Source organism: Thermosynechococcus sp. HY596, from assembly GCF_030518715.1.
GTDB lineage: Bacteria > Cyanobacteriota > Cyanobacteriia > Thermosynechococcales > Thermosynechococcaceae > Thermosynechococcus.
Map to the genome: position 1 here is coordinate 2,321,873 of NZ_CP130346.1, position 13,513 is coordinate 2,335,385.

A 13,513-nucleotide genomic window follows, 5' to 3' on the forward strand; every position below is an offset into this window, starting at 1 on the left:
GATCGGCCAGAATCCAGTAAACTGACCGGCATCAAGCCCCTTTGCCCCAAGGTCATGACTCAAACAGCATGGTTAGAACTTGTCAAATCCGTCAGTGAGCAGGGGGTTCAGCTACCCGCCAGCGGCCTCAAAATTGGCCGTGCCCCCGATAATGACATTGTCCTCAATGATCTTTCCGTGTCCCGCTACCACGCTTTCTTGGAGTGGCAAGAAGGGAAAGTTCACCTCGTGGATCTCGGCAGTACAGCGGGCACCCATCTCAATGGCCAACCGGTTGTGCCCAATACCCCCATTCCCCTCGAAGATGGCGACCTGATTACACTGGGCAACTCTGCTGTGCGCTTTCGCCTCATCTGGCACTACCACGACTATCAACTCCGTGCCACTGAGGTCAGCAAAGAGACTGAAGTCCCTGTGATTGAAGTGCGCACCAAAACATGGCGACAACGCTGGGGGCTACAGGAGCAAACGACGCTTTTGGGAACCCATCCCGCCTGCGATGTGGTGGTGGATACCCCTGAACTTTTGCCCTGCCACTTGAAATTACGCTTTGCGGATCAGCATTTGCAGGTGGTAGATCTCAGTGACCCGCAACCGGCAATGAATGTGCATTTGGGAATCGGGGAGAGTTATGCCCTGACGGAATTTGTCACACTGACCTATGTGGGGCAGCAGTTGCCCGATCGCATTGACACAGAGCCTCATGCCGTTGTCTTTAGCCCCGCGACGGAGTTGAGCACAGCAACAGTACTGGCGATTCCTGAGGCCGATGCGACATCCACCGTCCCCGTGAAGACGATTTCGCTGGTGGGATACAACACGTTCACGATTGGCCGCGATCCAAGCAATGATCTGGTGATTGAGCATCCAACGGTGTCCCGTCACCACGCCAAAATTGAGCGCCGCAATGGCGATTTCCTGCTCACGGATCTGGGGTCGAGTAATGGCACGTTTGTCAATGGCCGTGAGGTGGAGGAACCCACACTGCTGCGGGTGGGGGACAGTATTCGCATTGGTAGCGATCGCCTTGTCCTCAATGTTGATGAAACCCTGACCCAATATGCCGAATCGGGTCACATGCGCCTAGATGCCATCAATCTCAGTAAGGTGGTGGGCAAGGGAACGCAAATTCTCCACGATATTTCGCTATCGATCATGCCCAAGGAGTTTGTGGCCATCTTGGGACCTAGTGGTAGCGGCAAGTCAACGCTCCTCGATGCCCTCAATGGACTGCGGCCAGCAACAACGGGCACGGTACTGGTGAATGGCACAAATTTCTACCGCAACTATCAGGCCTTTCAAGCGCAATTGGGCTATGTGCCGCAGAAAAATATCATCCACGAGGAGCTGACAGTTGCCCAAGCCTTGGAATACGCCGCCAAACTACGCATGCCTCCCGATACAACCCCAGCGGAACGCCAACAGCGGGTGACCGAGGTGTTAACGGAATTGGGACTGAACCATCGTCGCGATGTACCCATTTCCCGCCTCAGTGGCGGTCAGCAGCGACGGGTATGTATTGGGGCCGAATTGCTCACGCAACCCAGTCTCTTCTTCCTCGATGAGGCCACCTCTGGCTTAGATCCGGGCACGGAAGCTGACCTGATGTTTTTGCTGCGGCAGTTGGCGGATCAGGGGCGAACGATTCTCATTATTACCCACGCCACCCAAAATATTCGGGAGTGTGATCTGGTGATCTATCTAGCGGCGGGCGGCCGGCTGGCCTACTTTGGTCCTCCTGATCAACTGCTGCCCTACTTTCGGGCTACCTTTGGCGATCGCTTTAGTGGCATTAAGCTTGAGGATTTCTCTGGTATTTATCGTGCCCTAGACAAAGAGAAAAACCCCAATGCTCCCACTTCGGCAGAACTAGAGGAAGCCTACCGGCGATCGCGCCTCTATCAGGAATATGTGGTCGGGCGACAGCAGGTGCTAGCTCACATGCCCGATGAAAGTCAACGGCGCACCAAGGGCAAATCCCGTCGCAGCAGTGAAACCAAGTCGAAAATCTCCCCTTGGCAACAATTTCTCATTCTCACCCGCCGCAATCTCACAATTCTTGGCCAAGATCGTAGTAACCTGCTGCTGACCCTCTTAATAGCCCCCCTCTTGGGGAGTTTGAGTTTTGTTTCTTGGCAGCGGGATCTCTTTAATCCGGAAACGGGGAATGGGGGTCAAGCCCTGACGATGATTTTTGTCACCAGTCTGATTGCTGTGATGATTGGTGCGATGACAACGATGCGGGAATTGGTTAAGGAGGTGGAGGTTTATCGGCGGGAGCGGATGATTGGCCTGCGGCTGTTGCCCTACATTGGCTCCAAGGTGGCGATCGCCCTTGGGCTAGCCCTTTATCAAGCGGCCACTTACCTTGCGGTGACAAAGCTGGCGGTGGATTTACCGGGAGATTGGGGGGTTACTTTTGCCATGTACGTCACCCTTGCCCTTGCCATTTTTGGCGGTATGGCGATGGGTCTTTTGGTCTCTGCCTTTGCCCCTAGCCAGAACATTGTGCCGCTGCTGGTGCTGATGTTTTTAGTGCCCCAAATTATCTTTAGTGGCGGGATTCAGCCCGTTTCTTCCTTCGGGTTACCGGGGCAGATTATTAACCATCTGACGGTGATTAAGTGGCCCTTTGAGGCGATGGTGAAGCTCACGGGTATGGGGGATGACATTGCCAATGACCCCTGTTGGCTGGAGCCAGAGGAAGAGCGGGAAAAAATGACCGAGGAGATGCAGCGGGATTTTTGTCTTTGCTATGGTCCGGGTCTGTTTCAAACCTGCAACTTTCCGGGTATTCGCGCCAAATATGTACCGGCAGTGGATGAACCCGCCCCCCCTCGACCGGCGTCTCCCGGCGATCCCCCCAATGATCCAGCGGCGCTCCAAGACTATCTGCAACGGCTGCAAGCCTATCAGGCAGCCATGGATGAGTGGGAACTAAAATATTCTGAGTGGAACCGCCAACGCAGTCGTGCCATCAATGAAGCCCAAGGGATTATCAGCCGCTTCCAACGAGATCAAGGCTACATGTTTACCGTAGATGTGCAACGCCATTGGCGCGATCAAAGCATTCTCATCTTGGCAATGCTAGTGGCTTTGCCCTTCTGCCAAAAACGCCGTGACTTTAGCCGTTGATACGCTGGCATTTTCAGGGGTGGGGTTTTGGAGCAATTTTTTGAATAATGGAAAAGCTGTCCTCTTCACGCTCCCATGTCCACCCCCAATCTCTTGCTTATTGATGGCCATTCCTTGGCCTTTCGTGCCTACTACGCCTTTAGTAAGGGGCGAGAGGGGGGGTTGCGTACCTCCACGGGGATTCCCACTAGTGTGTGTTTTGGCTTTCTTAAGACGCTGCTGGAGATTCTGGAGCAGCAGCAGCCGGATCATGTGGCCATTGCTTTTGATTTGGGGGAGCCGACATTTCGCCACACAGCCGATGAGAACTACAAGGCGGGACGGGCGGAGACTCCAGCGGACTTTATGACCGATATTGCCAATTTGCAGGCGTTGCTGCGGGCACTGCGTCTACCCCTGTTGAGTCAGCCGGGCTATGAAGCCGATGATGTGATTGGTACGGTGGTCCATCGCCTGCGACCCCAAGGATGGCAGGTGTCCATTGTCAGTGGCGATCGCGACCTCTTTCAATTGATTGATCGCGAAGGTCAAGTACAAGTCTTGTATCTGGGGAATACCCTTGGCCAACGCAAGCAGGGTCTGGAGGCCTTTGATGCCCTCAAGGTCAAGGAAAAAATGGGGGTTTGGCCCGAGCAAATTGTGGACTATAAAGCCCTCTGTGGCGACGCCAGCGATCGCATTCCCGGTATTAAGGGGATTGGCCCGAAAACAGCGGTGCAATTACTGAGTCAGTACCCTACCTTTGAAGATATTTACGCCCACATTAGTGAGATTACGCCCCCCGGCCTGAGAACGAAGCTGATCAATGGGGAGGCCGATGCCCGCCATTCCCGCACCCTAGCTCAAATTATCCTCGATGTCCCCTTGGAACTCCCCCTAGAGGAATTGCATCTGAGTCCCTTTGACTGGCCAACGCTGGATCAGCTATTGGATCAGTTGGAGTTTCGTGCCCTGCGGATGCAACTTCAGGACTGGCACCTCCGCTTGGGGGGGACACTGCCGGATGTAGAGAGCGATGCGGATGCAACATGGTTTTTTGCCCCGACGGACACCCCCGATCCAGTGAATGTGCAACTCATTGAAACGCCAGAGCAACTGCAATGGCTGATCGCCCAGTTAGAAACCTGTACCGATGCGAACCATCCCGTGGCTTGGGACACGGAAACCACGGCCTTGAACCCCCGTGATGCTGCCTTGGTGGGCTTGGGCTGCTGTTGGGGCGCAGCGCCTGATCAGGTGGCCTATCTGCCCTTGGGGCACAAAGAGGGGCAGAACCTACCCCTACCAGAGACCCTCGCCGCTTTGCGACCGATTCTTGAGGGCGATCGCTACCCCAAAGTCTTGCAAAATGCCAAGTTTGACCGCTTGGTGCTGCGGTTTCAGGGGATTCAATTACAAGGTGTCGTATTTGACACGATGCTGGCGAGCTATGTGATTAATCCCGAAGCCAGTCACAACCTCAAGGATCTGTGTCAACGCTATCTGCCCCTCCAAGCCCAAACCTACCGCAGTCTTGTCGGCAAAGATCAAACCCTTGCGGATCTGTCTCCGGCCACGGTGGCACAATACTGCGGCCTCGATGTCTATACCACCTATCTTCTCAAGGACAAACTAGAGGCCGACTTGACCCCCCGCCTGCGGCAACTCCTCCTAGAGATAGAATTGCCCCTCGAACCCATTCTGGCGGAAATGGAAGCCACGGGGATTCGTATTGACAGTGACTATTTGCGGCAACTCTCCCAAGAACTGGAACAGCAACTGGCAGCCCTGCAACAACAAGCATGGGATGCCGTGGGACAACCCTTTAACTTGGCCTCCCCCAAGCAACTGAGTGAACTGCTCTTTGGCACCTTGGGGTTAGATACGAAAAAGACCCATAAAACGAAACTGGGCTACTCCACCGATGCCGCAACCCTCGAAAAACTGCGGGGAGATCATCCTGTGATTGAACTCATTTTGAACCATCGCACCCTCGCCAAGCTCAAATCCACCTATGTGGATGTGTTGCCCACCTTGGTGCGTCCGGACACAGGCCGTGTACATACGGAATTCAACCAAGCGGTGACCGCTACGGGGCGCCTTTCCTCCTCTAATCCCAATCTGCAAAATATCCCCATTCGCACCGAGTTTAGTCGGCAAATTCGCCGCGCCTTTATTCCCGAGCCGGGCTGGTTGCTGGTGGCAGCGGACTATTCCCAAATTGAGTTGCGCATCCTTGCTCATCTGAGTCAAGAGCCTGCCCTGCTAGAGGCCTACCAAAAAGGAGAGGATGTCCATCATCTCACAGCTCAGTTTCTCTTAGAAAAAACCGACATTAGTTCCAGTGAGCGACGCTTGGGCAAAATTATTAACTTTGGCGTCATTTACGGGATGGGAGCGCCGCGGTTTGCCCGTGAGGCCGGGGTGAGTGTGGCCGATGCTAAGGTGTTTATTCAGCGGTTTTACGATCGCTATCCACGGGTCTTTGACTATTTGCGGCAAATGGAACGGCTTGCCCTCAGCCAAGGCTATGTGGAAACCATTTTGGGACGGCGGCGCTATTTTGAATTTCAGAGTTCTGAACTGCAAGTCCTGCGGGGCAAGCCTTTAGAGGCGCTAGCCGATGTCGATCCCAGTAAACTAAAAATGAGCAATTACGAGCGGGGGCTATTGCGGGCGGCAGCCAATGCCCCGATTCAAGGGTCCAGTGCCGATATTATTAAGTGTGCGATGGTGAAACTGGCTCCCCTACTTTCCCCTGAAGAAGCCCGCCTGCTGCTCCAAGTCCACGATGAATTGGTGTTGGAGATGACCCCTGAGGCGTGGGAACAACTGCAAACTACGATTCCCGAAGTCATGAGTACAGCAGTGCCCCTGAGTGTGCCCCTTGCGGTGGACATTTACGCGGCGGCCAACTGGCTGGAGGCCAACTAGGTTTGTTGATGCGGCAGCAACGCCACTGGCAAGTTTATTTCTGGCAAATTCTCCTCTGCCTTGTTTTGGGGGCGATCGCCCTCTCCTTGCCGGCCGACGCCCAAACGATTCACTCCTACATTGACCGTGCCATGGATCAAATTAGTGAATTCTATCTTGACAATGGGATGCACTTCATTGTCATGGAGCAACACCAAGTCCCGATAGTGTCATTTCTCACCTACGTGGATGTGGGGGGCGTTGATGAACCGGAAGGCCAGACCGGTGTGGCGCACTATCTGGAACACTTGGCCTTTAAGGGCACCCGCCGCATTGGGACGACGGATTATACCGCTGAAAAGGAAAAACTTGCCCAACTGGATCGCCTCTTTGAGCAACTGCAAGCCACGACGGATGAGCGGCAACGTCAGGCATTGATTACGGAATTTGCCGCTGTGCAGCAGGCTGCCGATCGCTATGTGATTCGCAATCAATATGGCCAAATTGTCCAGCAGGCCGGGGGCGTGGGTCTCAATGCAACCACATCTGCCGATGCCACCCGTTACTTCTACAGTTTTCCCGCCAACAAATTGGAACTGTGGATGTCCCTAGAGTCGGAACGCTTTTTGGAACCCGTCTTTCGCGACTTCTATCAAGAAAAGGAAGTCATCCTTGAGGAGCGGCGGTTGCGCACTGAAAATTCCCCCACCGGCCAACTCTTTGAGGCCTTTTTGGCCACCAGCTTTCGTCAGCATCCCTACCGCCGACCCGTCATTGGCTACCGTGAGGATATTCAAAACCTGCGCCGCGCCGATGTGGAACGGTTCTTTCGCCAGTATTACACCCCCGACAAAATGACCATGGTGCTGGTGGGAGACGTGGATCCCCAAGAGGTTAAGAAATTAGCCAAGGTTTATTTTGGTCGCTATCCCAAAGGCGCCGCCAAGACCCCAACGATTCCCCCCGAACCGCCGCAAACGGAACCTCGGCAGATTACCCTCGAATTCGCCAGTCAACCCCTCTATATTGAAGCCTATCCCTGTCCACCTTTGGGGGATCCCGCGTACCTCACCTATGAAATTTTGGCACGTCTCCTCAGTGGCGGTCGCACGTCCCGTCTGTACCGTTCCCTTGTCCTAGAGCAAAAACTCGCCCTCAATGTCCAAACCTATGTGGGCTTCCCCGGCAACAAATACCCCAATCGCTTTCTCATCTACGGGGCACCGGCACCGGGTCAAACGACGGCTGCCCTTGCCGCAGGTATTGCCCAAGAACTGAAGGCACTGCAAACTGCCCCCGTGACCCCAGCCGAATTGGAGCGGGTAAAAACCCAACTGCGGATGGAACTGCTGCAAAATCTGATGTCCAATGAGGGCATGGCCAAACTCTTGGCGGAGTATGCTGTAAAAGGCGGCGGCTGGCAGCAACTCTTTGCCCGTTTAGAGGCCATTAATGACATTACCTCTGCCGATATTCAGCGGGTGGCTCAATCCCTGCAACCGCAGCAGCGAACCGTGGCACAGATTCAAACTCGCCCATGAAGTCCATTTGGATGGAATGGCTGGGGGCGATCGCCTTCTATACCTGTTTGCCCATTCCCCCTAACTGCCCCATGCAATTGGCGGGAGCTGCCAAGTGGTGTCCTTGGGTGGGGCTACTGTTGGCAATGCTTCTCTGGGGGGCGCAGTGGCTGCTGGCACTTTTGCACGTTCCCCCCCTCGTGGCCAGTGTCTTGGTTGTGGCACTTTGGCTAGGATTAACTGGGGGATTGCACTTGGATGGTGCCATGGACACGGCCGATGGTTTAGCCGTCAGGGATCAACAGCGGCGCCTTGAGGTGATGGCGGACAGTCGAGCGGGGGCTTTTGGCGTCATGGCCGCAATTGTGATCCTGCTCTTAAAAGTCACGAGCTTAAGTAGCTTAGAGAAGGGCGGCGTTTTGGTGTGGGTATTGGTGCTGGGGCGCCTTGCTCAGGTGTGGGCGATCGCCCGCTATCCCTATTTGAAACCCCAAGGCACGGGTCAGATCCATAAAGCCAGTGGTGTCTTTCCCCGCGATTTTTGGCCGAGTGGTTTACTAGTGCTCTTCCTCAGCTTCCTGCTGCCGCTTCCCCTCGGGCAATTACTTTTTGGTTTGCTCTTGATTCTCTTGATCCCGGCATGGTTGCAGTGGCAGTTGGGCGGTCACACGGGGGATACCTATGGTGCGGTTGTTGAGTGGACGGAAGCCTTGATGTTGGTTGCCTTGACGGTGGGATCGGTCAATTGATCCGGCAGCGCCACGGCCACGGTGATGATCCCCAAGACCTTGTAGCCAGCCCCCCGTAATACTGCGGCTGCAGTTCGTGCCGTTGTCCCCGTGGTATAAATGTCATCGCACAAAAGGAGCCAGCGCTGGCGTTGCAGACCCCGCCCAAGGCGAAAGGCATTGTCAAGATTGGCTTGGCGTTCTGTGAGTGAAAGCTGAAACATGGACTGGGTTGCTCTTTGGCGGATTAATCCCACTGGGGCAAGGGGTAGCTCAAGGGCACGGCAAAACCCCTCAGCAATGAGCGCTGCTTGATTAAAGCCCCGGCTCTGCAATTTATCGCGATGGAGGGGAATGGGCACAATCTGCAACGGGAGGCGTTGGGCGATCTTCGCTTCCAACCAACTCAGGGCTAACCATTGGCCAAACAGGGCAGCCAGTTCGGGGTGATTGTTGTATTTCATGGTGGCGATCGCCCGCTTGAGGTCTTGCTGATAATACCCCCAAGGAAAAAGGGGGAGACTGCCCCGCCAGTAGCGTTGGCGTTGGTGCACTTCCCATGACCTTAGCCGCCGTTCACAATCCCTACAGATCGTTTGGGGACTGGCTCGACCGCAACAGGAACAGGGCTGTTGCCCCAAAAAGGAGGTGAGCGATCGCCACACCAGCACACCCCCTAGGTACTAACAGTAGGCACTAATATCCTCATGGCACTCATCCGCCAAATAGCAGAGGGCACGGTAGCGCAACAGCATGAGCTCCTCGTAAAGGGGATTGAGGTGGCACAGGGGCGGAATGTGAATATGCCATTTTGCAACCACGATATCGCGTTCAAAGGGACACTGGGCGGGGATCAAGCGGCATAGACGATGCGCTAGCTGGCGATCGTGCACTTCTAGATGCTCTAGCCACTGCCGGACAGGCCACAAAATTGTGCGGAGCATGCGTTGCCCCAACGTCAAAATTGTCATCAACTCAACACCTCAACTCAATCATTGAAGTTGGCAGCGAAAGCTCCCCTTCCTCAACTGTTTAAGAAGGCAATTTCAGTTACTTAAAACCCTCTTTTGAGAAGGGCAAATGTGTCGCTGCATTCGATGGGAAAAAAGTCGTTGTGATTCTGATTTGACAGCTCTTAGCGAGGGGCGAAATCCCAGAAAAGTCTCAATGAAAATCGCATCACGATAGACAATCTCCTTGCTTCACAGGGATTTAGTAGTAATGGATACATTATTGAATTTAATGATGACTCTGTACCCATCCCTATTTTAGTGACTCCTGTTGAAGTTGACGATGTGGTTTTCCGAAAAGTTGCCCCTAAGCAACCGTTTTCTTCTCTATCAGTTGTCCGTATAGGGTCGCGCAACTGCCCCCAAGATTTTGGCAGTGCCCTTGTCATTTGCCAGCAGAGACCCCTGCAGCTTGCGAGAGGGTAATATTTTATTACTTAAAAAGAGAAAAGAACCAAGTAGCGCGACTCCCCCTTCTAAGGTAATCTGCAATTAGAGTCTGGCATCGGGGAGCAACAGCATGTTCAAGAACATATTGATTCCAACAGATCTCCATGATGGTCTCCCCAAACTGACCCACTACCTTGAGGCACTGAAAACAGCGGGTGCTCGCAGGTTGATCTTCTTCCATGCCCGCCCCATTGACGAGGATGGCGATAAGCCTCGGCTGCGGGAAAAAAAGCTGCAACAGGCACGCGAATTACTCAAAATCGATGCCGCAAAAGTTCCAGCGGATCTTAAAGCAGAAGTGATCATCGAAAACCGCCGCCCCGCCGATGCCATTCTGGACACCGTTGAAAAGCATCAAATTGACTTGGTGCTGGCCAGCCGTCCCATTCGCAATCTCTTGGACGAGAAGCTCTTCGGCAGTACAACCATTGAGGTGCTGCAACGGATTAAAGTGCCAGTGATGATTATGCGCCCGCAAGTGTTGTGGGTGATGACAACCGCAGAACTGAATCTCCGCTGTCAAAATCTCTTTCGCCACCTACTGGTGCCCTACGACCACAGCCCCTCTGCCCAACACCTTGTTCAAAAACTGCGGGAAGGCGTGCAAAAGCGCGATCAAACCAGCATTGCTGCACTGACCTTCTGCTGGATTATCAGCGATGCCGGCAAAGGGGAACTGGGAGTTGGCGAGCAACGTCCGAAGGCTGAAAAAATTCTTGCCGAGCTAAAGCAAGAATTCACAGGCTATGGCCTCAACGTCGAAACTGAGATTCGCTTTGGTAGCCCTGTCGTTGAAGCCCAACTCGCTGCCCACGATCGCGACATCTATGGGATTGCCGTTTCCTCTGGTTCCGTCGGTAAAATTTGGGAGTTATCAATCCCTAGCTTTGCCGGGGAGATCATTCGCCGTTGCGTCTTTCCCGTGATCTATTTCCCGCCCGCTGGTCGCTAATTAAAAAAAATAAAGAGGGGGCAGCAGAACTACCCCAAAGGCATTTCAATTAGGCACTAAAACTTAGCTAATCGTCACTTGGCGGGGTTCCTCAGGCGCGGCGGCCTTTGCTGCTTTTTGCTCCATCATTTCTGAGCGGGCTTCGGCAACCAAGTCTTGGAAAGACTCACTGGCTTCAGCGACAGCCGTCTGTGCCTTTTCATAGGCTTCAAACGCCCACATCAAGCCTGATTTTGCCGCATTGCGAGCTTGCTCTGCCAAGTTGTGACCGGTCATTGAGTCAACGGCACCCACAACGGGGGCAACAGCAACAGCACCCACCCCAAGGGCAAGCACGGTAAGTGGTTCTAAACCAAGTAACAGGGCTTCAAACTCCATTCTGCGGCATCCTCCAAAGGAAAAGAAATGATCAGCACATCGCACCCATCATAGCAAAGGTGCAGGGAGGGCAACGTCCCCACTGGCTTAATCGCTCCACTAAGATTCTTATGCAGGGCTGAGCCAAAAGATTAGCAGAGCTTGAGGGCAGTACTGGGAACCTCATCCCAAGAGGCCACCGTACGCAGGCGCACTTGCCAACCGGCGGCTTTTTGTTCTGTCGTCAAGTTTTTCTCAAAAGACTGCACACACTCCCTCGCCTGTGCTTCATCACGACAGGCAATACAGGCATAAAGCAGGCCAGAGGGATCAATTTGCTCGCTCACCCAAATCGTCCTCATCACTCACTCCTTGGCACAGTTTGCCGATGGCACGGAACTATCTACAGCCTAGGCGAAATAGAGAGTGATCGTCAGCGATTCTTAACAGCCCTTTAATAAGGCTCCCAACGCTGCCAACAATTGCGCAATGTGCTCAGAAGTGTGATCGGCTCTTAGGGTGATGCGCAGACGACTAAAGGGCACGGTCGGTGGCCGTACCGCCGCCACCCAACATCCAGCCTCTTGTAATTTCTGACCCCATTGGAGAACAGTGGCTGGATCCGGAGCAGGCAGGCAAAAGATGGGGGTCGGTAGCGGACGGGGCAAAACGGGGCAACCCAATTCTTGCAGTCCTTCTTCGAGTTGTTGAATGCGCTCCTCAAGGGCTTGGCGCAGGGCAGGCTCTGCTTGTAGTTGCTCAAGGGCGGCAAGGGCAGCAGCGGTATCGGCAGGTGAAAGTCCCGTGCTATAGATCCATGTGCTGGCACGGTGTTGCAAATAGGTGATCAAGGCTTGAGAGCCGGCAATGTATCCCCCTAAACTGCCAAGGGCTTTGCTGAGGGTACCCATTTGAATGACGGTCGAACTCGATTGCTTCAAGGCGGCTAAGGTACCGGCACCATTAGTTCCCAACACCCCTGTGCCGTGGGCATCGTCCACCAGTACCATGGCTGTGTAGGCTTCGGCTAGCGCCAATATCTCCTCTAGGGGGGCAACATCCCCATCCATACTAAAGACACCATCGGTGAGGATAAGACAGCGGCGATATTGGCAGCGATGGGTTTCTAGAAGTTGGGCAAGGATGGCGACGTTGTTGTGGGGATATTCGTAGAAGACGGCCCGACTGAGGCGAGCACCTTTTTTGAGGCAGGCATGGTTGTAGGCATCCCCTAGTACCAAGTCCCGTTGATCCACAAGGGCAGCAATGGTACCGAGATTGGCGGCAGTACCGGAACTAAAGACTAAGGCAGCCTCTGTACCTTTCCACTGGGCGATCGCCCGCTCTAGTTGTTCATGAAGACAACGTTGACCACTGAGAAGGCGAGACCCGGTCGCCCCAGTACCCCATTCGTCAATCGCCTTAATGGCGGCTGCTTTCACCTGCGGATGGTTGGCCAGACCCAAGTAGTCATTGCTGCAAAAGTTAATCAATGGGCGGGGTGGCTCGCCAACACTCACCACTGCCCCCGGTGCGCTACTGAGAAGGGGTTGGCGATACCAATGGGCACGGTGCAGGGCATCTAGGGCAGGTTCTAGCCACGCAAAGGGATCGCTCATTTGAGAAACTTGAGCATATTTTAGGAAGACTGGACAAAGTCTAAACCAATACGTGGCGGGGCGATCGCGGGGGACGGGAATGGGGTTTATTGCCATTCTGCTGGTAGCGCCCATTCAATGCCTCAAGGTGCAGCCGATAGCCCACATTGCGCACGGTTTGAATGAGGCGCGGCTGCTGCGGATCCACTTCGATTTTCTTACGCAAAGATAAGATATGCGTATCCACGGTGCGGGGGTTGTCAATGCTCTCTGGCCAAGCTCGCCGCAGCAACTCCTGACGACTCAAAGGCGTGCCCCCCATTTGCGTCAGAACATAGAGTAGGCTAAATTCCTGCGGTGTCAAATCCACTGGCACATTGCGTACCACCACTCGCCGCTGCACTAAATCGACTTGTAACTCACCCAAGTTCAGGACACTGGGTAAACAGGGGCGTGCTCGCCGTGCCAAGGCCTCGACTCGGGCAAGAAATTCCTGCATCCCAAAGGGTTTGGCCAAGTAATCATCGGCACCCACCCGCAGCGCCGTCACCACATCCGCTTCATCCTCATGGGCGGAAAGAACTAAAATCAAAACAGTGTTTTGGTAGTGAAGCCAGCGGCATAATTCCAAACCATTGCCCTCATTCAAGTCCAGATCGAGAACAACCAAATCGGGATGTCGCAGTTGAAATACTTCCTGCCCCTGTTGACAACCACTGGCAAGATGAACGATGTGCCCCACTTGCTGTAGGTGCCAGCCAAGGAGGGAACGCAGGTGGGGGTTACTTTCAATAATTTCAACGTGCATCAACATGAATACATCCCCACAACAACGGCGGAGTACAGGAAAAAGAGATTTCTTCTACATGTC

11 protein-coding genes are annotated in these 13,513 nt (G+C 54.0%); 5 read left to right on the forward strand and 6 right to left on the reverse strand.

Annotated features, from left to right (window positions below; all coding sequences use genetic code 11):
- The first annotated feature begins 54 nt into the window (after positions 1-54).
- The 4 genes from QYC28_RS11445 (at position 55) to cobS (ending at position 8,296) form a co-directional block, all read left to right on the forward strand.
- Complete coding sequence (locus QYC28_RS11445) at positions 55-3,135, forward strand: FHA domain-containing protein (RefSeq protein WP_302679513.1); 3,081 nt, start codon at positions 55-57, stop codon at positions 3,133-3,135.
- 75 nt (positions 3,136-3,210) lie between these two features.
- On the forward strand, positions 3,211-6,048 hold the full coding sequence (gene polA / locus QYC28_RS11450) for a DNA polymerase I (protein ID WP_302679514.1): 2,838 nt from the start codon (positions 3,211-3,213) through the stop codon (positions 6,046-6,048).
- Positions 6,049-6,056: 8 nt separating this feature from the next.
- Entirely contained in the window at positions 6,057-7,568 is a 1,512-nt protein-coding gene (locus QYC28_RS11455; RefSeq protein WP_302679515.1) for a pitrilysin family protein, read from the forward strand.
- Entirely contained in the window at positions 7,565-8,296 is a 732-nt protein-coding gene (gene cobS / locus QYC28_RS11460) for an adenosylcobinamide-GDP ribazoletransferase (protein ID WP_149820945.1), read from the forward strand. The genes QYC28_RS11455 and cobS overlap by 4 nt, the downstream gene beginning before the upstream one ends.
- Here cobS and QYC28_RS11465 read toward each other — a convergent pair.
- Together QYC28_RS11465 and QYC28_RS11470 are read right to left on the reverse strand one after the other, a co-directional pair.
- Positions 8,227-8,940, reverse strand: a complete 714-nt coding sequence (locus tag QYC28_RS11465; protein WP_286649655.1) for a ComF family protein — start codon at positions 8,938-8,940, stop codon at positions 8,227-8,229. The two genes, cobS and QYC28_RS11465, sit on opposite strands and share 70 nt — an antisense overlap.
- 18 nt (positions 8,941-8,958) lie before the next feature.
- Positions 8,959-9,246 carry a Mo-dependent nitrogenase C-terminal domain-containing protein gene (locus QYC28_RS11470; protein ID WP_149820949.1) on the reverse strand — a complete coding sequence of 96 codons (288 nt, stop codon included), beginning with the start codon at positions 9,244-9,246 and terminating at the stop codon, positions 8,959-8,961.
- 559 nt (positions 9,247-9,805) lie between these two features.
- On the opposite strand from QYC28_RS11470, the gene QYC28_RS11475 reads away from it, so the two are divergent.
- On the forward strand, positions 9,806-10,687 hold the full coding sequence (locus QYC28_RS11475) for a universal stress protein (RefSeq protein WP_149820951.1): 882 nt from the start codon (positions 9,806-9,808) through the stop codon (positions 10,685-10,687).
- Between the two features lie 63 nt (positions 10,688-10,750).
- On the opposite strand, the gene QYC28_RS11480 is transcribed toward QYC28_RS11475, so the two are convergent.
- The 4 genes from QYC28_RS11480 to QYC28_RS11495 form a co-directional block, all read right to left on the reverse strand.
- Positions 10,751-11,065 (reverse strand): DUF5132 domain-containing protein, encoded by a 315-nt coding sequence (locus QYC28_RS11480; RefSeq protein WP_190278082.1) that lies wholly within the window; start codon positions 11,063-11,065, stop codon positions 10,751-10,753.
- 131 nt (positions 11,066-11,196) lie between these two features.
- Positions 11,197-11,406 carry a glycogen debranching protein gene (locus QYC28_RS11485; RefSeq protein WP_149820955.1) on the reverse strand — a complete coding sequence of 70 codons (210 nt, stop codon included), beginning with the start codon at positions 11,404-11,406 and terminating at the stop codon, positions 11,197-11,199.
- 81 nt (positions 11,407-11,487) lie between these two features.
- Positions 11,488-12,663, reverse strand: coding sequence for an 8-amino-7-oxononanoate synthase (bioF, locus tag QYC28_RS11490; RefSeq protein WP_149820957.1), 1,176 nt, complete (start codon positions 12,661-12,663; stop codon positions 11,488-11,490).
- 40 nt (positions 12,664-12,703) lie between these two features.
- Positions 12,704-13,456 carry a response regulator transcription factor gene (locus QYC28_RS11495; protein WP_149820959.1) on the reverse strand — a complete coding sequence of 251 codons (753 nt, stop codon included), beginning with the start codon at positions 13,454-13,456 and terminating at the stop codon, positions 12,704-12,706.
- Positions 13,457-13,513 lie beyond the last annotated feature (57 nt).

Coding starts and splice junctions, on each gene's coding strand:
- QYC28_RS11445 (WP_302679513.1), top strand. CDS start 55: ATGACTCAAACAGCATGGTTAGAACTTGTCAAATCCGTCAGTGAGCAG.
- QYC28_RS11455 (WP_302679515.1), top strand. CDS start 6,057: ATGCGGCAGCAACGCCACTGGCAAGTTTATTTCTGGCAAATTCTCCTC.
- QYC28_RS11470 (WP_149820949.1), bottom strand. CDS start 9,246: ATGACAATTTTGACGTTGGGGCAACGCATGCTCCGCACAATTTTGTGG.
- polA (WP_302679514.1), top strand. CDS start 3,211: ATGTCCACCCCCAATCTCTTGCTTATTGATGGCCATTCCTTGGCCTTT.
- cobS (WP_149820945.1), top strand. CDS start 7,565: ATGAAGTCCATTTGGATGGAATGGCTGGGGGCGATCGCCTTCTATACC.
- QYC28_RS11485 (WP_149820955.1), bottom strand. CDS start 11,406: ATGAGGACGATTTGGGTGAGCGAGCAAATTGATCCCTCTGGCCTGCTT.
- QYC28_RS11475 (WP_149820951.1), top strand. CDS start 9,806: ATGTTCAAGAACATATTGATTCCAACAGATCTCCATGATGGTCTCCCC.
- QYC28_RS11495 (WP_149820959.1), bottom strand. CDS start 13,456: ATGTTGATGCACGTTGAAATTATTGAAAGTAACCCCCACCTGCGTTCC.
- QYC28_RS11480 (WP_190278082.1), bottom strand. CDS start 11,065: ATGGAGTTTGAAGCCCTGTTACTTGGTTTAGAACCACTTACCGTGCTT.
- bioF (WP_149820957.1), bottom strand. CDS start 12,663: ATGAGCGATCCCTTTGCGTGGCTAGAACCTGCCCTAGATGCCCTGCAC.